This is a genomic window from Paenibacillus sp. N3.4, assembly GCF_008017805.1.
Lineage (GTDB): Bacteria > Bacillota > Bacilli > Paenibacillales > NBRC-103111 > Paenibacillus_E.
In genome coordinates, this window is record NZ_VRTT01000047.1 from 38,575 (window position 1) to 57,707 (window position 19,133).

Genomic DNA, 19,133 nt, shown 5'->3' on the forward strand with positions numbered 1-19,133 from the left:
GTCATACGGACATCACTTCCTTCGCGAGCTCTAAATACACTTCCGCGCCTTTGGATCTGGGATCATAAGTTATAATGGATTGCCCGTGACTTGGTGCTTCACTCAAACGAACATTTCTTGGAATAATCGTTTGGTACACTTTCGTCTGGAAATATTTCTTCACTTCTTCAATAACTTGAATACCTAAATTTGTTCTGGCGTCAAACATAGTCAGAAGAACACCTTCAATTTGAAGCCCTGTATTAAGATGCTTTTGAACTAATCGAACTGTGTTTAATAATTGACTTAGTCCTTCAAGCGCATAATATTCACATTGAATTGGGATAATGACAGAATCCGCAGCTGTTAAAGAATTAATGGTTAAAAGACCTAAAGATGGAGGACAATCGATAAGAATATAATCATATAAATGTTTAACTAAATGAAGGGATTTTTTCAATCTAACTTCTCTTGAAATGGTTGGGACAAGCTCGATTTCGGCCCCTGCAAGTTGAATAGTTGCCGGTAAAATTTTAAGATTAGGGACATTAGTATCTACTGTAGCATCTTTAGGATGTACATCATTAATGAGAACATCATAGATACAATTCGCGACATCTGCTTTATTGATACCGATTCCACTTGTCGTATTCCCTTGTGGATCTATATCAACTAACAGCACTCTTTTCCCTAGTGATGCCAGGGAAGCACCCAAATTCACAGAAGTCGTCGTCTTTCCGACGCCACCCTTCTGATTCGTTATTGCTATTATTTTAGACAAAACCATTTCACCTCAATCGCTTATGTTCCAAATACCAAATAAAACAGTACTACTATCTTAACATATCTAGGAACGAGTTACCTTATCTATATTTCATAAATTGGTCAATAAGATGCAAAAAACGCTTGCGCCGTTTAAGGTAGCAATAAATGCTCATTATCGTTTAGGAATTTTAATAATAATCTCATAATGATCCTCATGATCTTGTTCCGATGTGTTTATATTCAGACCAGAACTCGTGACCATTTCAACGGATTGACGAATTGTATTTAAGGCCAAACGAACATCCTTAGTGAAGGAAACGCGACGGGTTTTCTTGATTTTTGTGGCTTCTTTAAGAAAATTTATTTTAATTTCCGTTTGTTTAACATTAAGCTCTTTGCTGATAATTTCTTCTAAAACTTTAACCTGTAATTCTTCTTGATCAAGAGAAAGTAGTGCCCTAGCGTGCCGCTCTGTTATTTTCCGTTCCATTAAAGCCATTTTGACGGGCTCACTTAAATGAAGCAATCGAATCTTATTCGCAATTGTAGACTGACTCTTCCCAAGACGTTGTGCTAAGCTTTCTTGCGTAAGATCATGCATTTCGATTAATTGTTGATAGGCCGCGGCTTCTTCAATGGCTGTAAGGCCTTCTCGCTGCAAATTCTCAATAAGAGCAATGGAGGCAGCTTGAGAATCATTAAAATCGCGAACTATCGCTGGGATAGTGTCTAGGCCCAGTTTCTTAACAGCTCGAAGACGTCGTTCTCCGGCAATCAACTCAAATACATTATTCTTAACACGAACAACGATAGGTTGAATAATTCCATGCGTTCTGATCGTTTGACATAATTCATCAATACGATCCTCATCAAACAAGGTCCGCGGTTGATAGGGGCTTGGAATAATACTATTTACAGGTATGTTCTTGACCTCGTCTGTCGATGAACGATCAGTAAGACCAAACAGCTTTGAAATTTGTTCTTTCATAGGAAAACTTACCACCAACTCTTCCCGTAGTTTAAGCGACCAATACGATCCAAAGATAGACGACCTCTCCGCCCTACAGGACGAAATCACTTGTCAAGGTTGCGGCGATTATGATGACAATTGAAATCAGAAACGTGCCAAGTATGTTATGAATCTCTATCTATAATTAATTCAACACGCAAACTGATTTTCCTTCTATAAATTGGTGAACATTGTATGTAAATGTTTCACGTGGAACATGTTATGACTTAACTAATGGACTTTTAAGAGGTAATCCAGCTTTCCGAGGATACTTAGCTGGCGTTGCTCCTATTTTCTTTATTTCAACAAAGTGACGAACAGATTCTTCAATCGGTAATTGTAATCGATTCACTTTCACAATTTTACCTCTTAGCTCTGATAAACTAAAAGAAGAATCTACAAGCTCCTCTTCAATTTCTGAACCTTTCATAGCAATAAAGATCCCATCTCTCTTAACAAAAGGAAGACAAAATTCATTTAAAACTTGAAGTCGTGCAACAGCACGAGCGGTTACAAGGTCAAATTGATCTCGGTATTGTGGCAGTCTAGCTATATCCTCTGCCCTGCCGTGTACACATTGCGTATCCGTAATACCTAATAGAGAAACTAACTCTCGTAAAAACTGAATGCGTTTATTTAAAGAGTCTACTATTGTAACTTGAAGATGAGGAAATGCTATTTTCAATGGAATGCTGGGAAAACCAGCTCCCGATCCAATATCTGCAACTGTTGTTGCTTTGCTCATAGGGAAATTGAAAGAAAGAGAGAGAGAGTCGTAGAAATGTTTCAAGTATACTTGCTCTCTCTCCGTTATTGCTGTCAGATTCATTTTCTCATTCCACTCAACAAGCGTTTTATAATAAATTTCAAATTGATCCAATTGTTGAGCAGAAAGTGTAAGGTTATGAACTTCTAATAAAGAAACAAATTGTTGTTGAATAGCATCCATAATTTAACCTCTAGCCGCAACGACTCTGTTATAGTGTTCCAAATAAACAAGAAGAATGGAGATATCTGCAGGTGTTACGCCAGCAATACGAGATGCCTGACCAATGGAAATGGGTCTAATTTTCGCAAGCTTTTGTTTAGCCTCAGTAGCAATTCCATGGATTTCGCTGTACTCAATATCATCCGGAATCTTTTTCTTCTCCATCTTACGTAATCGTTCAACTTGATTGTATTGTTTTTCAATGTATCCGGCATATTTGACCTGAATCCCTACTTGCTCTTTCATTTCCGCATCTAACTCATATGGAGATGGGGACATTTGCTCTATATGAGCATATTCAATTTCAGGACGACGAAGTAAAGAGATTGCGGAGACCGAATTATTTAACTGCGCACTTTCCAAGCTTTCAAGATATTTTTGCACTTGATCATCTAGTTTAATTTTGGTTGAATTTAAGCGTTCAATTTCTTGCTCAACCAAAGCTTTCTTATTCAAGAAAGTTTCGTAGCGTTCGTCGGAAATTAGACCAATTTCATGTCCAATCGGCGTCAAACGTAAATCAGCGTTATCATGACGAAGCAACAGACGATATTCTGCACGTGAGGTTAATAGACGATAAGGCTCATTCGTTCCTTTCGTAACAAGATCGTCAATAAGGACACCAATATATCCTTCGGATCTATCAAGAACTATCGCTTCTTTTTCCTGCACTTTACGTGCTGCGTTTATACCGGCCATGACACCTTGACCCGCAGCTTCCTCATAACCGGAAGTCCCATTGATCTGACCCGCAGTGAATAAGCCGCTAACCAACTTTGTTTCTAATGAAGGTTTCAATTGAGTAGGAACTACGGCATCATATTCGATAGCGTATCCCGTACGCATCATTTCAACTTTTTCCAGACCGGGAATAGAGCGAAGAATGCCCAACTGCACATCTTCAGGCATACTCGTTGACAACCCTTGAACGTAGTACTCGGATGTATTGCGACCCTCAGGCTCTAAGAAAATTTGATGTTTAGGCTTATCGCTGAAACGAACAATTTTATCTTCAATAGATGGGCAGTATCTTGGACCTGTTCCTTCAATGGCCCCTGAAAACATCGGAGCTCGGTATAAATTCGCATTAATAATGTCATGCGTATCTTCAGACGTATACGTTAACCAACATGGAAGTTGATCTTCCTTAAGTCCTGTTTTGGTTTCAAAAGAGAAGAACTTAGGATCATCATCGCCTGGCTGAATAACTGTTTTGCTAAAATCAATTGTATCCTTATGAACCCGCGGCGGAGTACCTGTTTTGAAACGAACCAAGTCAAAGCCCAGCTTACGCAGAGATTCTGATAATTTAATTGAGGGTTGCTGATTATTAGGTCCACTTTCATACATTAATTCGCCCATAATCACTTTTCCTCTTAAATAAGTACCTGTCGTTAATACAATTGCTTTTGAATAATATTCAGCACCAGTTTTGGTAATAACACCTTTACATACGCCATCTTCAACAATCAACTCTTCCGCCATTCCTTGACGGAGTGTAAGATTAGGTGTAGCTTCAATGGTTTCTTTCATTTTATGCTGGTAGGAGAATTTATCCGCTTGAGCACGAAGTGCGTGAACAGCAGGTCCCTTCCCTGTATTTAGCATTCTCATCTGTATATAAGTTTTATCGATGTTCCGACCCATTTCGCCACCTAAGGCATCAATTTCGCGAACAACGTGGCCCTTCGCAGGACCACCAATAGATGGATTGCATGGCATGAATGCAACCATATCTAAATTAATCGTCAGTAACAATGTGTTGCAGCCCATACGTGCAGATGCCAGTGCGGATTCACAACCGGCATGGCCAGCTCCAATGACAATAACATCGTAATCACCTGCGTGATATCCCATAATAATCGTTCCTCCCTCTTTTATGAAAACAAAATGTAATCTGTTTTCATTTTCCTAAACAAAACTGGGTAAAAATTTGATCAATCAGAGATTCTCCGACGGAATCGCCAATTATCTCACCAAGCTGCTCCCAGGCTGCTCGGATATCAATTTGAATCATATCAATAGGAACATATTGTTCGTTAGCGTCCAGTGCATCTTGCAAGGATTGCTTCGCTTGCTTTAACAGAGAAATATGACGAACGTTACTCACATACGTTAAGTCGCTTGATTCTAACTTTCCTTCAAAGAAAATACCGGCAATGGCTTTCTCCAAGGCATCAATACCTTTATTTTCAATCAAAGACAACTCAACAATGCGTTCAGCAGAAAAATAACTTAAAACCTGGTCTACATTAAGCTTTCGAGTTAAATCAATTTTATTTAAAATCACAATGGTTTGTTTATCTGCAAGTTGTTTCATAAGGGCGATCTCATCTAATTGAAGCTCTTCATTACTATTTAAAACAAGTAAAATGAGATCCGCTTCGGCTAAAGCTGTTTTCGAGCGTTCAACACCGATTTGCTCAACAATATCTGTTGTGTCCCGAATACCTGCCGTATCTAATAACTTAAGAGGAATCCCCCCGATATTGACGAATTCCTCAATAACATCCCTTGTTGTACCCGGAATATCGGTTACGATTGCGCGATTCTCTTGAGCTAATTCATTCAAAAGCGAAGACTTTCCAACGTTCGGTTTCCCGACAATCGCCGTTTCAATACCCTCCCGAAGGATCTTACCTTGCTCAGCGGTCACCAATAGACGGTCAATCGCTAACATCACCGTATCGCATTTCTCTTTAATGAAAGCATTCGTCATTTCTTCAACATCATGCTCTGGGTAATCAATATTTACTTCCACATGCGCCATCAACTCAACTAAAGTGTAACGTAAATCCTTAATTTGCTTAGATAAGTTACCCTCGACTTGCTTCAACGCAACCTTAAAAGCCCGATCTGATTTGGCACGAATTAAGTCAATGACCGCCTCCGCTTGAGTCAAGTCAATCCGTCCATTTAAGAATGCTCGCTTCGTGAATTCACCTGGTTCAGCTAACCGCACACCTTGCTGCAGCAGTAGATCAAGTACTTTCTTGACCGATACAATCCCACCGTGACAACTAACCTCTACAACATCTTCCATCGTGAAAGAACGTGGAGCTTTCATTAACGTAACGAGAACCTCCTCTACCTTATCGGAAGAAACAGGTTCTACAATGAATCCATAATGTACCGTATGCGTCTCTGCAACAGATAATTTCGTTTTTGAGCGAAATATGCGTTCCACCAAAGGAACAGCTTCATCCCCGCTCACACGAATAACCGCTATCCCACCCTCTCCGAGCGGTGTCGAAATAGCAGCAATCGTATCATTTAACATAGTATTTACACCTCGAATTTACCTCATCTTAAAGAAAAAGCAATGACATGATCCAAGTCATTGCGGGGTAATTATTATTTAACAGCGATGACAACCCTGCGGTTTGGTTCTTCGCCTTTACTATAAGTTTTGACAATCGGATGACCTTGTAACTCAGCATGAATAATCTTACGTTCTTGCGAATTCATAGGTTCAAGAATAACTTCCTTTTTCGACCTAATCACACGATTAGCCAGTCTTAGAGCAAGTTCCTCTAACGTCTTCTTTCGTCTATCACGGAAATTCTCAGCATCCAAAATGATACGGAAGTGAGAATTTGCGTAGCGGTTCGCAACAATATTGACTAAATATTGCAAGGAATCGAGAGTTTGTCCTCTTTTACCAATGAGTATACCCAGCTCAGAGCCACTCATATTCAAAACCCAGCCTTCACGATCCTTATGCGTATCTATGGTGATGGAAATCTGCATCGCTTTGAACATATCTTGCAAGAAAGCGACCGCTTCCTCTAATGGATCAGGGATCAATTCAAGCTCAACCTTAGCTTGCTTGGAACCAATGAACCCGAACAGCCCTCTCGATGGCTGCTCCAAGATATGAATTTGTACCCGATCTTCTGTCACTTGCCACTCAGAAAGACCGGATTTCACCGCTAGCTCAATTGTCTTTCCAGTCACCACAATTTTTTTCATTTTGACAGGCCACCCTTATTATTTTGAGATCCAGGAGATTTTTGCGATCCAGGAGAACCATAAATAAAGTAAGACTGAACAATCGTAAAGATATTACCATAAATCCAGTACAACGGTAGGGCCGCTGCGAAATTCATGGACATAACAAAAATCATAACCGGGAAAATAAACAGCAAGCTTTTCATTTGCTGATTCATCTGAGAAGACATGAACTTCTGTTGAATGAATGTCGTTGCCGCTGCAACCAGTGGCAAAATATACAGATGGTCAGGCTGACCAAGATTCATCCATAAGAACGTATGCTCACGAATATGGTCATTTCGCATAATCGCCTGATAAAGCGCAATAAGAATTGGCATTTGAACAATGATAGGGAAACAACCGGCAAGTGGATTTACACCATTCGATTGAAAAAGCTTCATTGTTTCTTCCTGTTGTTTCTTAGCGTCATCTTTATACTTTTCTTTCAGCTTCTTCATTTCTGGCTGTAAATCCTGCATCTTCTTGGAGCTTTTATATTGCTTCAGCGTTAGAGGCAAAATAATTAAACGGATAATCAACGTAACGACCAAAATGGATAAACCGTATTGACCCCATAAGTGATCGGCGAACCAGTCGAGCGTTTGAGAAAGCGGGTACACAAAATATTTGACGAAAAAACCTGCGGTATTAGGATCAATTGGTGCCGAGACTGCGGTTGTTGGACTACATCCAGACAGCAATAAGATCAACGCAGAAAGAGATGCAAGCATATAGATTCGACGAGTCAAAATGAGGTCCTCCTAAATATCTTTTCCATCATAAACTATAACACAATTTTAGCCAGCAAGGAAATAATACGCTACTTTTTTATCGGCTCTTTTTTCTTTATTAAAGAAGCTTTGCGAATCACATGCCAAATGCTCTTTTCCATCTCGGCATAATCCATTTCAGCAGCTGGTTTCCTGGCTAATATTATATAGTCATAATGAGGTGTCATGCTCTCTTTGTTCAGCCGTATAATTTCTTTGATTATTCGTCTGATCCGATTTCGGACAACCGCATTGCCTACCTTCTTGCTGACGGAAACACCCAGTCGGAAATGCTCCAACTGTGCCTTCGGTAAATAATATAAGACAAATTGATGATTAGCCATCGATTTGCCATATCGATATACTTTATTGAAATCTTCTCTTTTCGCTAATCGATAACTTTTTTCCACGACTTTGTCCGCTCCAGACACCCATACAACCAGTATCAGTGTTCTTCTATCTATCTTAATAGTTTAAACAGAAAAAGAAATCTGTAAACCAAGCAAGCCAAATACAAAAAAAAAAGCCCCATTCGGAGCCTCTCTTTACGCGCTAAGAATTTTTCTTCCTTTAAGACGACGAGCTTGAAGCACTTTACGGCCGTTCTTCGTGCTCATTCTTTTACGGAAACCATGATTCTTCTTACGCTTTCTCGTGTTCGGGTTAAACGTCGGACCCATCTATAGCACCTCCCTGTTGAGGATATCCATCCTACAAAATTTCTACTACTCATTAAATCATTTTCAGAGAAGAAAGTCAACCTACCCGCGTGTGCAGGGTGAGAAAGCTTTTTACTTACAAAATCCAATAAAGAACAACCTGTGCATAAAATTTTCTGTGGAAAAAGAGAACCATGTCGAAAATTAACATAATATCAACAATATCTTGTGTTGTGAACAAAAGCTATGCACAACTTGTTGTAATTGTGGATAATCTCAAACAATCCGTTGATTAACAGGTTAACTTTTGGTAAGATGGTAATGTTTCTGTTGTGGATATACTCCATCATCCCTCCGATTTATCAACAACCTGTGGATAACATTGTGAACAATTTCCCTCTACAAGAATAAGTCATTTCTACCGTTCCTTAATAATGTGGATAAATCGACAAAAGCCGCCTTTTTACACCACATCCGATATGGAATTCTTTTTTTGTTTTAATTGATAATAAGATGGTCTGATTCATGTTCTCCCACCTTAATAAACGCGGTCATCCCTATTCGCCGTTTATAGATATAGCTTAAATATCTAGATCTTTACTGGCCCTACGCCACATGTTTGATTTTAAAGGAGTGAATTACTGTGGAAGGCCATACTACCGACTTATGGCAGCAAGTTCTTAGCATTATCCAGACCAAGCTCAGCAAACCCAGCTTCGATACTTGGCTGAAATCGACTAAAGCGACCGTATTTAATGATTCTACTGTCGTTATTTGCGCTCCCAACAATTTCGCTCAGGAATGGTTGGAAAGCCGCTATACCAAGTTAATTGAAGGAACGATTCATGATTTTACCGGTAAACATGTTTCTGTGAAATTCATCATTGAAACCGAAGAGCAGAAACTACAGTCCTCTGCTATGATCTCGAATGTCATTCCGCCTAAAGGCCCTGCTATAGTTACAGGGGAAGAAAACTTTACGAATATGATGAACGCCAGATATACCTTTGATACATTTGTCATCGGATCTGGTAATCGTTTCGCTCATGCAGCCTCCTTAGCTGTAGCGGAAGCACCCGCCAAAGCCTATAATCCGCTCTTTTTATATGGAGGAGTCGGTTTAGGAAAAACCCATTTGATGCATGCCATTGGCCACTATGTGTTAGAACATAACCCAGAGGCTCGCGTTTTATATATTTCATCTGAGAAGTTCACGAATGAGTTCATTAATGCGGTTCGGGATAACCGCGGTGAAGGATTTCGTAATAAATATAGAACGATTGATGTCCTGCTGATTGATGATATTCAATTCTTGGCAGGTAAAGAAGGTACACAGGAAGAGTTTTTCCACACTTTTAATGCCCTTCATGAAGAAGGCAAACAAATCATAATTTCTAGTGACCGGCCTCCCAAAGAGATTCCGACCCTGGAAGATCGCCTCCGATCCAGATTCGAATGGGGCTTGATTACAGACATTCAACCGCCTGACCTAGAAACACGTATTGCGATTCTTCGCAAAAAAGCAAAGGCTGAGAATCTCGAGATTCCGAATGAAGCGATGATCTATATCGCCAATCAGATCGACACGAACATCCGCGAGCTAGAGGGTGCGCTCATACGCGTAGTAGCCTACTCTTCGCTTATTAATCAGGATATTAGCGTTCATTTGACTGCCGAAGCACTGAAAGATATTATTCCATCGAATCGGCCAAGGGTCATTACGATTCAGGATATTCAGCAGCGTGTAGGAGAATTCTATGGATTGAAGCTGGAGGATTTTAAAGCGCGCAAACGTACAAAAGCCGTAGCATTCCCAAGACAGGTCGCTATGTACCTGGCACGAGAGCTGACGGACTTCTCTTTACCGAAAATCGGCGATAATTTTGGCGTCGCGACCATACGACGGTCATTCACGCTCATGATAAAATTGTTCAATTGTTAAAAGTAGATCAGGAGCTCTATAAGATCATTCACAACTTAACAGAACGAATTAAGAACCCCTCTTAATAACTTCTAAAATGCGATAAGCCTATACACAATCTATTCACATGTGGATAGGCTTGATTTATAAAGGATTCATCCACATATCCACATATTCAGTGCCCCTACTGCTATTACTAAATAAATAAGTATTATATAATGTATATGCTAACGCAATGAAAAAAAGAACTGCAGGAGTGAAATCATGAAATTAACGATTCTTAAGGACCATTTGATTGAATCCATTGGTCACGTTTCTAAAGCCATATCCTCACGAACAACCATACCTATCCTCACAGGGATCAAAATAGATGCAACCGTAAGTGGAGTTACCCTTACAGCGAGCGATACGGATATTTCCATTCAAAGCTTTACCCCTAGTGAAAATGGAAATATTAAAATTATTGATCTTTTTATAGCAGGCAGTGTCGTACTTCCCGCTAAATTTTTCATTGAGATCATTCGTAAATTGCCTGCACAACTGATCGAAATTGAAGTTCATGCTAACTTTCAAACCATTCTTCGTTCAGGCTCTTCTGAAATTCAAATCATGGGTCTTGATCCTGATGAATATCCGCTGCTTCCTGAAATCGAGGAAAGCAAAATGATTCGCCTGCCGAGTGATCTTTTGAAAACCATGGTTAAACAAACGTCTTATGCCGTTTCGACTAATGAATCTACTCCGATTCTTACTGGTGTTCTTTGGAACATTTCAGGAGATAAGCTTAAATTTATTGCTTGTGACCGCCACCGTTTGGCAAGCAGAGAAGTAAGTATTGATAACGAATCCAGCCATAATCTGCCGAATATTGTCATATCCGGACGAACATTGAACGAATTAAGCAAAATTTTGCCCGATCAAAATTCACTTATAGATATTGTTATTGCAGACAATCAAGTTTTATTCAAAATTCATTCGATTCTTTTTTATTCACGCATTTTGGATGGGACTTACCCGGATACTTCCAAGCTGATTCCGCAATCTTTTCAAACCGAAATGTCGTTCCGACCAAAGAGCTTGCTGAAGCGATCGATCGCGCTTATTTGCTATCCAGGGAAGACAAGACGAACATTGTCAAAATGATGATGCTCGAAGATCAAAGTATTGAAATTTCCTCCAGCTCCTCTGAGCTAGGCAAAGTAACAGAACAAATCAAGCTGCAGCAAATCGCTGGTGAATTGCTCAAAATCTCTTTTAACTCCAAGTACATGCTGGATGCGCTTAAAGTACTTGATTCCGAGTTCATTCATATTGGATTTACCGGAGCTATGCAGCCTATCATCATGAAACCGCAAGATTCTACAAACATTCTACAACTGATCTTGCCTTATCGAACAACGAATTAAGGAGAACCCAATGAAGCAAATAGCGATTCGAACGGATTTTATTACGCTTGGACAATTTTTAAAATTATCGGACTGCATATCCACAGGTGGACAAGCCAAATTTTTTGTTGTGGATACAAAAATTGAAGTGAACGGGCAAGCTGAAAACCGCAGAGGACGGAAACTTGTTCCCCAAGATGTGGTGACCGTGGAGGGTTTCGGACAATTCGAAGTTGTGAGCTCCTGATCGGATCAAGCACCAAGAAGGATGGCCGCTCATGTTTTTAAATCGACTCGTGCTTAGTCACTACAGAAATTATGATCAAATTGAACTAACGACCGATAGTAATGTGAATATTTTTGTTGGACCTAACGCACAGGGCAAAACGAATTTATTGGAATCCATTTATGTGTTGGCCATGACCAAGTCTCACCGCACGCATCAGGATAAGGAATTAATTGGCTGGAACGGTGAACAGACCCAGCTGCATGCTGAAATTCAAAAGCGTTACGGAAATTGTAAGCTGGACCTTTCTATTTCTTCCAAGGGCAAGAAAGCCAAAATCAATGGTCTCGAACAAAAAAAGCTTAGCAACTTTATCGGAGCTTTGAATGTCGTGATGTTTGCGCCAGAAGACTTGGAGATTGTGAAAGGAACCCCTGGCGTTAGAAGGCGTTTTCTCGATATGGAGATTGGGCAGGTACAACCATCGTATCTGTATGATTTATCCCAATATCAGAAAATATTGCTGCAGCGGAACAATTATTTAAAGCAATCCTTCCCTGGAAAAAGCTCTCCAGACGCTATGCTGGACATTTGGAATGAACAATTAGCACTGTATGGTGTTAAAATCATGAAAAAACGTCAAAGCTTTATTAAGAAGCTGCAGCAATGGGCGGAAACGATTCATAGAGGAATAACGAATGACAGTGAAGAGCTTCTTATCCGCTACTCACCCTCTTTTGAAATGCAGCAGTTTGAAGATGAATCTGTTTTATTAGACCAATTTATGATAAAGTTATCACAGGTTAGAGATCAGGAATTTCGAAGAGGCGTTACATTGGTCGGTCCTCATCGTGATGATCTTCTTTTTTACATCAACGACAAAGAGGTCCAAACTTATGGATCTCAGGGACAGCAGAGAACCACTGCATTATCACTCAAGCTCGCTGAGATTGAACTCATTCACGAAGAAGTTGGCGAATATCCACTTTTATTGCTTGATGATGTGCTATCCGAGCTAGATGAATATAGACAGACACAGTTAATTCGCACGTTTCAGCAAAAAGTTCAGACGTTTATTACGACAACAGGTCTAGAGAGTGTCCATTTGGACCAACTGGATCATGCTTCTGTGTTCCATGTTTTGAAAGGAAATGTAAGCGGCAGGAGCTGAGAAGCATGTTTATTCATTTGGGTGGAGAGAAAATTATTAGAGCTTCCGAGCTGGTGGCGATCTTCGATATCTCGATTGAAAAGTCTTCCAAAATATCCAAGCAGTTTATTCAGCAAGCTGTCAAAGATAAAAAGACAGAGCAAATCGGGGAAGAAGAGTGCAAATCACTCGTTGTTACGAAGAATAAAGTATATTATTCTCCGATCTCCTCCACGACGCTTAAGAAGAGAGCGCATCAATTGTTACCGAACTAACCTTTTTTAACTATAAAAAAGCAGGTGAAGCATAACATGTCTGGGAATCAAAAAGCGTATGATGATAGTCAGATTCAGGTACTGGAAGGCTTAGAAGCTGTTCGTAAACGGCCGGGTATGTACATTGGTTCAACCAGCGCCCGTGGACTTCATCATCTCGTATGGGAAGTTGTTGATAACAGTATCGACGAGGCTTTGGCGGGCTATTGCAACAAGATTGATGTGATCGTTCACACGAATAATAGTGTTACCGTTATTGATAATGGCCGAGGAATTCCAGTCGGTGAAAATGCAAAATTGAAACGACCGACACTTGAAGTCGTCCTTACGGTTCTTCATGCCGGCGGTAAATTTGGCGGTGATGACTCGGGGTATAAAGTATCAGGCGGTCTGCACGGTGTAGGTATCTCTGTCGTTAATGCTCTGTCTGAGCTTCTGATCGTAGAGGTTAGACGCGATGGCAAAGTGCATCAACAAGAATATCGCCGCGGTGCGCCTCAGTATGATGTGAAAGTCATCGGTGAGACCGAAGAAACGGGGACGAAGGTAACCTTCCAGCCGGATCCTGAAATTTTCAAAGAAACGGTAGAATATGATTACGACACGCTTCAATCCAGAATTCGTGAGCTAGCATTCTTAAATAAAGGCATCGAAATCAATTTAATGGATGAACGTACGGATACGATTCATACGCATAAGTACGAGGGTGGTATTGTATCCTTTGTTCAGCATTTGAACCGCAACCGAGAAGTTGTAAATGAGACGCCTATCTATGTGGAGGGCTCGAAAGATAATATTTCTATCGAGATTGCTCTTCAGTACAACGATAGTTATACGGAAAATATTTACTCTTTCGCGAATAATATTAATACGCATGAAGGCGGAACCCATGAGTCCGGCTTTAAAAGTGCGCTGACACGGATTTTGAATGACTATGCTCGCAAAAGCAACTCACTCAAAGAGAGCGATTCCAACTTATCCGGCGATGACGTGCGAGAAGGACTTGCTGCGATTATTTCTGTGAAAATACCTGAACCGCAGTTTGAAGGCCAAACGAAGACAAAGCTTGGCAACAGCGAAGTTCGCGGGATTGTAGAATCTTTATTTGCTGAAAAGCTGCAAGAATTCATGGAAGAGAACCCGGCTGTTGCTAAGAAGATTCTCGAAAAGGGAATTCAGGCAGCAAGAGCGAGAGAAGCTGCGCGTAAAGCAAGAGAGTTAACTCGACGCAAAAGCGCTTTGGAAGTAAGCGCACTGCCAGGGAAACTAGCAGATTGCTCATCCAAAGATGCTTCAATCAGTGAGATTTACATCGTAGAAGGTGACTCTGCCGGTGGATCTGCCAAGCAAGGGCGCGATCGTCATTTCCAGGCCATTCTTCCTTTACGTGGTAAAATCTTGAATGTAGAAAAGGCAAGATTGGATCGCATTTTGTCCAATACAGAGATTCGCGCTATGATAACAGCGTTTGGTACGGGAATCAGTGATGACTTCGACATTGCCAAAGCACGTTATCACAAAATTATTATTATGACCGATGCCGACGTGGATGGAGCGCATATTCGTACGCTTCTTCTTACTTTCTTTTACAGATATATGAAAAAGCTGATCGAAACCGGTTACGTCTATATTGCGCAGCCGCCGCTTTTCAAACTAGAGAGAAATAAAACCGTGCGTTATGCTTATAACGAGAAACAAAGAGAAGTCATTATGCAAGAATTTGGTGAAGGCGCCAAAGTAAACGTACAGCGTTACAAAGGACTCGGCGAAATGAATCCAGAGCAATTGTGGGAAACGACAATGGATCCGGAAAGCCGCACCTTCTTACAGGTAACGATCGAAGATGCTATAGAAGCGGATACGCTCTTTGATTCTCTGATGGGTGATAACGTAGAACCGAGAAGAGATTTCATCGAGGAACATGCGAAATACGTGAAAAATCTAGATATCTAAAGTCCCAAGCGTTGCAAACGATGTAAGCTTTCAGGAGGAACATTCATGAGCGAAGAATTACATTCGCAAGTCAAAGAAATTGACATTGCTACCGAGATGCGGACATCCTTCTTGGATTACGCGATGAGTATCATTGTCAGTCGTGCACTGCCAGATGTAAGAGACGGTCTTAAACCTGTTCATCGTCGAATCTTGTTCGCGATGTCTGAGCTAGGCATGTCACCGGATAAACCCCATAAAAAATCGGCGAGAATCGTTGGTGAAGTTATCGGTAAGTACCATCCGCACGGAGACACAGCTGTCTATGAGACGATGGTTCGGATGGCTCAAGATTTCTCACTTCGTTATATGCTCGTTGATGGCCATGGTAACTTTGGATCGATTGACGGTGATATGGCTGCGGCTATGCGTTACACCGAAGCACGTTTGTCAAAGATTGCGATGGAACTCCTTCGCGATATTAATAAAGAGACGATTGATTATGCACCCAACTACGATGGTGAAGAACATGAACCTGTTGTTCTTCCATCGCGTTTCCCTAACTTATTAGTGAACGGAAGCTCCGGGATTGCCGTTGGGATGGCAACGAACATTCCTCCGCATAATTTACGTGAAGTCATCGAGGGTATCCAGATGCTGATTCAGAATCCGGATATTACACCGCTTGAATTGATGGCAGCCATTAAAGGGCCCGATTTCCCTACAGCAGGCTTTATTCTAGGTCGTGAGGGAATTAGACAAGCCTACCAAACAGGTAGAGGCTCCGTCACGATGCGTGCCAGAACGGTTATCGAGGAAAATAACAATAAAGCCAGAATTATTGTCAATGAGCTGCCTTATCAAGTAAACAAAGCTAGATTAGTAGAAAAAATTGCAGAGCTTGTTCGCGAGAAGAAGATTGATGGAATTACGGATCTTCGTGATGAGTCCGACCGTAACGGTATGCGTGTCGTCATTGAACTCCGTCGTGATGTGAATCCGAGCATCGTTCTGAATAACTTGTTTAAACATACAGCGATGCAGTCTAACTTCGGTATTATTATGCTGGCTTTGGTGAATGGTGAGCCAAGAGTCTTAAATTTACGCGAAATGCTGCATTACTATCTCAAGCATCAGCAAGAAGTGATACGTCGTAGAACCGAATTCGATCTGCGTAAAGCAGAAGCTCGCGCCCACATCTTGGAAGGGTTACGCATTGCGCTTGATCATTTGGATCAAGTGATTGCGTTGATCCGTGCCTCGCGTACAACCGAGGAAGCAAGAGAAGGACTCATTACTACGTTCAACCTGAGCCATGATCAAGCACAAGCGATTCTTGATATGCGTTTACAGCGTTTAACTGGTTTAGAGCGTGAGAAAATCGAGGCGGAATACGCTGAACTCATGAAGAAAATCGCCGAACTCAAAGCGATTCTGGCTGATGAACAGCTTATTCTGGCTATCATTAGCGAAGAATTGAATGAAATCAAAGAGAAATTCGGAGATGAGCGTCGTTCCGAGATTACGGTTGGCGAGGAAAGCATCGAAGACGAAGATCTTATTCCGCGTGAAGATGTCGTAATTACGATTACGCATACGGGCTATATTAAACGTCTTCCGGTTACGACCTATCGCAACCAGAAGCGTGGGGGCCGAGGCGTCGTTGGTATGGACACGAAAGATAATGACTTTGTCGAACATCTGTTCGTGACCAATACGCATCATTACCTCATGTTCTTTACGAACAAAGGAAAAGTGTATCGTCTCAAAGCTTATGAGATTCCGGATTTAAGCCGGACGGCTCGTGGAACACCGATTATTAATTTAATCCAAATCGAGCAAGGGGAAACGGTCAATGCGGTTATTCCTGTCGAGAGCTTCGAAACAGAGCAATATCTTTTCTTTGCTACAAAGCAAGGTGTTGTCAAGAAGACGCCAATTGACGATTATTCCAACATCCGCAAAGGTGGCTTAATTGCTATTAACTTGCGTGAAGATGATGATTTGATTGGTGTTAAGCTGACTGACGGTAACCAGGGTATTATTATGGGAACCAAGCTAGGCATGTCCATTCACTTCCCTGAACAAGATGTGCGCTCTATGGGTAGATCGGCAACAGGGGTTAAAGGTATACATTTAGATGACGATGATGCTGTCATTGATATGGACGTGGTCCATGAAGACAATAAAGTACTCATTGTTACATCCAAAGGTTTCGGTAAACGAACGCCTGTTTCGGAATATCGGATTCAATCGCGTGGTGGTAAAGGGATCAAGACCTTGAATGTCACAGAGAAGAACGGCCCTGTTGTCGGTCTTAAAGTGGTCCAAGAGGATGAGGATCTTATGATCATTACAGCGTCGGGTACGGTCATTCGTACAAGCATGGATGGAATTTCCGTTATGGGACGTAATACTCAGGGTGTACGTCTTATCAATATCCGTGAAGACGACGAAGTCGGAACCCTATCTCGCGTTCAAAAGAATGAAGAACAAAGCGATAGTGACGAGGACAGCGATTGGGACGAAACGGAAAGTACAGAAGAATAAAAAGTGGGGATGGGGCTTACAAACCCATCCCTTTTACTTTACAATATGAAGTAGACGAATAAGTAAGGTGAGTGAATGATCGTGCCAACAATAGGCGTTACTCAACTAAAGTATGGGGAAAGATTGGGCGACAACGTTATTACTAAAATGGGGAACACACTTTTTAATAAAGGAAAAGTGCTTAACGAGAGAGATATTGAGATCCTGAAAGCTTTTCTCATCTCTTCTGTTTTTATTGATTCCAGGAATGGTGAGGAACCGGAAGTCACGAGTGAAGAAGTAAAACCGAGTGAGACAGCAACCGTTCAACCGTTTCAAATTGAGTACCAGAATATGTTGATCCTGCTTAAGCGTGTCTATCTTCTTGCTAACGGTGGACAACCACTTCCCATCTTAGATATACGATTAGGACTTGAAGCCCTTATTCAACATATTGATACCTATAAGGTTCTTACGTTCTCACCTAAAAACCGTAGTTTACATGATTACATTTACCACAATAGCATTATGGTTAGCCTAACCTCTTATTCTTTAGCCAGATGGCATGGTCTTCCACAGAAAGATTTAATGCAAATTGCTTTAGCCGGTCTCTTACATGATATTGGAACAGCCAAAGTAGATTCATCTATTCTAGAGAAGAAAAGTGCTTTGACTGCTTCAGAAATGGATGAGATCAAACAGCATACCTTAATTGGTTATAACATTCTTAAAAATATATCGGGTATTAACGAGGGTGTTAAACTAAGTTCGCTGCAGCATCATGAACGTGAGGATGGTTCCGGTTACCCTTTAGGTGTAAAAGGCGACAAGATTCATATGTATGCCAAAATTGTAGCGATCGCTGATATTTATCATGCCATGACCAATGAACGTTATTATCGTACAGCTTTGTCTCCTTATATTGTCCTTGAGCAGCTTTTCACGGAGTCTTTTGGTAAAGTCGATCCAGCATTGGTTCAGGCGTTCATCAATAAGTCGACCCAGATCAGTAACGGAACGCTTGTCAAACTTAGTGATAACCGAGTAGGAGAGATCATTTTCTCCGATCGGACTAATCCTACAAGACCTTGGGTAAATGTGAATGGAACAATCGTCAATTTAACCCTAGAAAGAAGTCTATTCATTCAAGATGTCATTGGTCATATTTAATAAGATGGAATAGAACTAGAGCCCCTCATGTAGGGGTTTTTCTTTTTATAAAGAAATTATAAAGAAAAGCTTGCATTCTGTATTTGTATTTGGTATATTACTCCTTGTCGCTTCGGCGGTCGAACGAAAGAACGAAGGGAATTAAAAAAGTTCTTGCAATCGAATAGGCTGATGTGGTATATTAATCAAGTCGCCTTTGAGAGGCGAAGGATTAAAACGTAAGAAATTGATCTTTGAAAACTGAACAACGAGTGAGTAAGCACGAACGAGCAATCGTTCAAACAAAGAGATTGTAAAATCTCGCTAGCAACGCAAATGAGCAATTAAGCTTTCAGATATACGGATGAGCAATTGTCCACTATTATGGAGAGTTTGATCCTGG

15 protein-coding genes and 2 pseudogenes are annotated in these 19,133 nt (G+C 40.9%); 8 read left to right on the top strand and 9 right to left on the bottom strand.

The features are described 5' to 3' along the window. Window position 1: 1 nt before the first annotated feature. The 9 genes from FU659_RS22000 to rpmH all read right to left on the bottom strand — a co-directional run bounded on the left by FU659_RS22000 (window position 2) and on the right by rpmH (window position 8,184). Window positions 2-760, bottom strand: coding sequence for a ParA family protein (locus tag FU659_RS22000; protein ID WP_147949512.1), 759 nt, complete (start codon window positions 758-760; stop codon window positions 2-4). 156 nt (window positions 761-916) lie between these two features. After that, window positions 917-1,732 carry a nucleoid occlusion protein gene (gene noc / locus FU659_RS22005; protein ID WP_147949513.1) on the bottom strand — a complete coding sequence of 272 codons (816 nt, stop codon included), beginning with the start codon at window positions 1,730-1,732 and terminating at the stop codon, window positions 917-919. A 241-nt stretch (window positions 1,733-1,973) separates the two neighbouring features. Then, on the bottom strand, window positions 1,974-2,702 hold the full coding sequence (gene rsmG, locus FU659_RS22010) for a 16S rRNA (guanine(527)-N(7))-methyltransferase RsmG (protein WP_147949514.1): 729 nt from the start codon (window positions 2,700-2,702) through the stop codon (window positions 1,974-1,976). Between the two features lie 3 nt (window positions 2,703-2,705). After that, window positions 2,706-4,598, bottom strand: a complete 1,893-nt coding sequence (gene mnmG, locus FU659_RS22015; RefSeq protein ID WP_147949515.1) for a tRNA uridine-5-carboxymethylaminomethyl(34) synthesis enzyme MnmG — start codon at window positions 4,596-4,598, stop codon at window positions 2,706-2,708. A gap of 46 nt (window positions 4,599-4,644) precedes the next feature. Continuing rightward, the gene (gene mnmE, locus FU659_RS22020; RefSeq protein ID WP_147949516.1) at window positions 4,645-6,021 is read right to left on the bottom strand and encodes a tRNA uridine-5-carboxymethylaminomethyl(34) synthesis GTPase MnmE; all 1,377 of its coding nucleotides are present in this window, start codon (window positions 6,019-6,021) and stop codon (window positions 4,645-4,647) included. 74 nt (window positions 6,022-6,095) lie between these two features. After that, on the bottom strand, window positions 6,096-6,713 hold the full coding sequence (jag, locus tag FU659_RS22025; RefSeq protein WP_147949517.1) for an RNA-binding cell elongation regulator Jag/EloR: 618 nt from the start codon (window positions 6,711-6,713) through the stop codon (window positions 6,096-6,098). Next, window positions 6,710-7,483, bottom strand: a complete 774-nt coding sequence (yidC, locus tag FU659_RS22030; RefSeq protein WP_261807965.1) for a membrane protein insertase YidC — start codon at window positions 7,481-7,483, stop codon at window positions 6,710-6,712. Before yidC ends, jag begins: the two co-directional genes overlap by 4 nt. A 71-nt stretch (window positions 7,484-7,554) precedes the next feature. Beyond that, window positions 7,555-7,914 (bottom strand): ribonuclease P protein component, encoded by a 360-nt coding sequence (rnpA, locus tag FU659_RS22035; RefSeq protein WP_147949518.1) that lies wholly within the window; start codon window positions 7,912-7,914, stop codon window positions 7,555-7,557. A gap of 135 nt (window positions 7,915-8,049) precedes the next feature. Then, window positions 8,050-8,184 (bottom strand): 50S ribosomal protein L34, encoded by a 135-nt coding sequence (gene rpmH / locus FU659_RS22040; RefSeq protein ID WP_029196162.1) that lies wholly within the window; start codon window positions 8,182-8,184, stop codon window positions 8,050-8,052. A 622-nt stretch (window positions 8,185-8,806) separates the two neighbouring features. Between rpmH and dnaA the strand changes: the two are divergent. From dnaA to FU659_RS22080, 8 genes and pseudogenes are all read left to right on the top strand, one after another. After that, a pseudogene (dnaA, locus tag FU659_RS22045) lies at window positions 8,807-10,170 on the top strand (chromosomal replication initiator protein DnaA). Between the two features lie 178 nt (window positions 10,171-10,348). Continuing rightward, window positions 10,349-11,490: pseudogene (gene dnaN, locus FU659_RS22050) on the top strand (DNA polymerase III subunit beta). Between the two features lie 10 nt (window positions 11,491-11,500). Next, complete coding sequence (yaaA, locus tag FU659_RS22055) at window positions 11,501-11,716, top strand: S4 domain-containing protein YaaA (RefSeq protein WP_147949519.1); 216 nt, start codon at window positions 11,501-11,503, stop codon at window positions 11,714-11,716. 31 nt (window positions 11,717-11,747) lie between these two features. Then, the gene (recF, locus tag FU659_RS22060; protein ID WP_147949520.1) at window positions 11,748-12,866 is read left to right on the top strand and encodes a DNA replication/repair protein RecF; all 1,119 of its coding nucleotides are present in this window, start codon (window positions 11,748-11,750) and stop codon (window positions 12,864-12,866) included. Between the two features lie 5 nt (window positions 12,867-12,871). Next, window positions 12,872-13,120, top strand: a complete 249-nt coding sequence (gene remB, locus FU659_RS22065) for an extracellular matrix regulator RemB (RefSeq protein WP_147949521.1) — start codon at window positions 12,872-12,874, stop codon at window positions 13,118-13,120. Window positions 13,121-13,156: 36 nt separating this feature from the next. Further along, on the top strand, window positions 13,157-15,073 hold the full coding sequence (gene gyrB, locus FU659_RS22070) for a DNA topoisomerase (ATP-hydrolyzing) subunit B (protein WP_147949522.1): 1,917 nt from the start codon (window positions 13,157-13,159) through the stop codon (window positions 15,071-15,073). 45 nt (window positions 15,074-15,118) lie between these two features. Further along, a complete protein-coding gene (gyrA, locus tag FU659_RS22075; RefSeq protein ID WP_147949523.1) occupies window positions 15,119-17,602 on the top strand; it encodes a DNA gyrase subunit A in 2,484 nt (827 codons plus the stop codon). Between the two features lie 81 nt (window positions 17,603-17,683). Then, complete coding sequence (locus FU659_RS22080; RefSeq protein ID WP_147949530.1) at window positions 17,684-18,751, top strand: HD-GYP domain-containing protein; 1,068 nt, start codon at window positions 17,684-17,686, stop codon at window positions 18,749-18,751. Window positions 18,752-19,133 lie beyond the last annotated feature (382 nt).

Coding starts and splice junctions, on each gene's coding strand:
- remB (WP_147949521.1), top strand. CDS start 12,872: ATGTTTATTCATTTGGGTGGAGAGAAAATTATTAGAGCTTCCGAGCTG.
- mnmG (WP_147949515.1), bottom strand. CDS start 4,598: ATGGGATATCACGCAGGTGATTACGATGTTATTGTCATTGGAGCTGGC.
- noc (WP_147949513.1), bottom strand. CDS start 1,732: ATGAAAGAACAAATTTCAAAGCTGTTTGGTCTTACTGATCGTTCATCG.
- recF (WP_147949520.1), top strand. CDS start 11,748: ATGTTTTTAAATCGACTCGTGCTTAGTCACTACAGAAATTATGATCAA.
- mnmE (WP_147949516.1), bottom strand. CDS start 6,021: ATGTTAAATGATACGATTGCTGCTATTTCGACACCGCTCGGAGAGGGT.
- jag (WP_147949517.1), bottom strand. CDS start 6,713: ATGAAAAAAATTGTGGTGACTGGAAAGACAATTGAGCTAGCGGTGAAA.
- gyrA (WP_147949523.1), top strand. CDS start 15,119: ATGAGCGAAGAATTACATTCGCAAGTCAAAGAAATTGACATTGCTACC.
- gyrB (WP_147949522.1), top strand. CDS start 13,157: ATGTCTGGGAATCAAAAAGCGTATGATGATAGTCAGATTCAGGTACTG.
- rsmG (WP_147949514.1), bottom strand. CDS start 2,702: ATGGATGCTATTCAACAACAATTTGTTTCTTTATTAGAAGTTCATAAC.
- yaaA (WP_147949519.1), top strand. CDS start 11,501: ATGAAGCAAATAGCGATTCGAACGGATTTTATTACGCTTGGACAATTT.
- rpmH (WP_029196162.1), bottom strand. CDS start 8,184: ATGGGTCCGACGTTTAACCCGAACACGAGAAAGCGTAAGAAGAATCAT.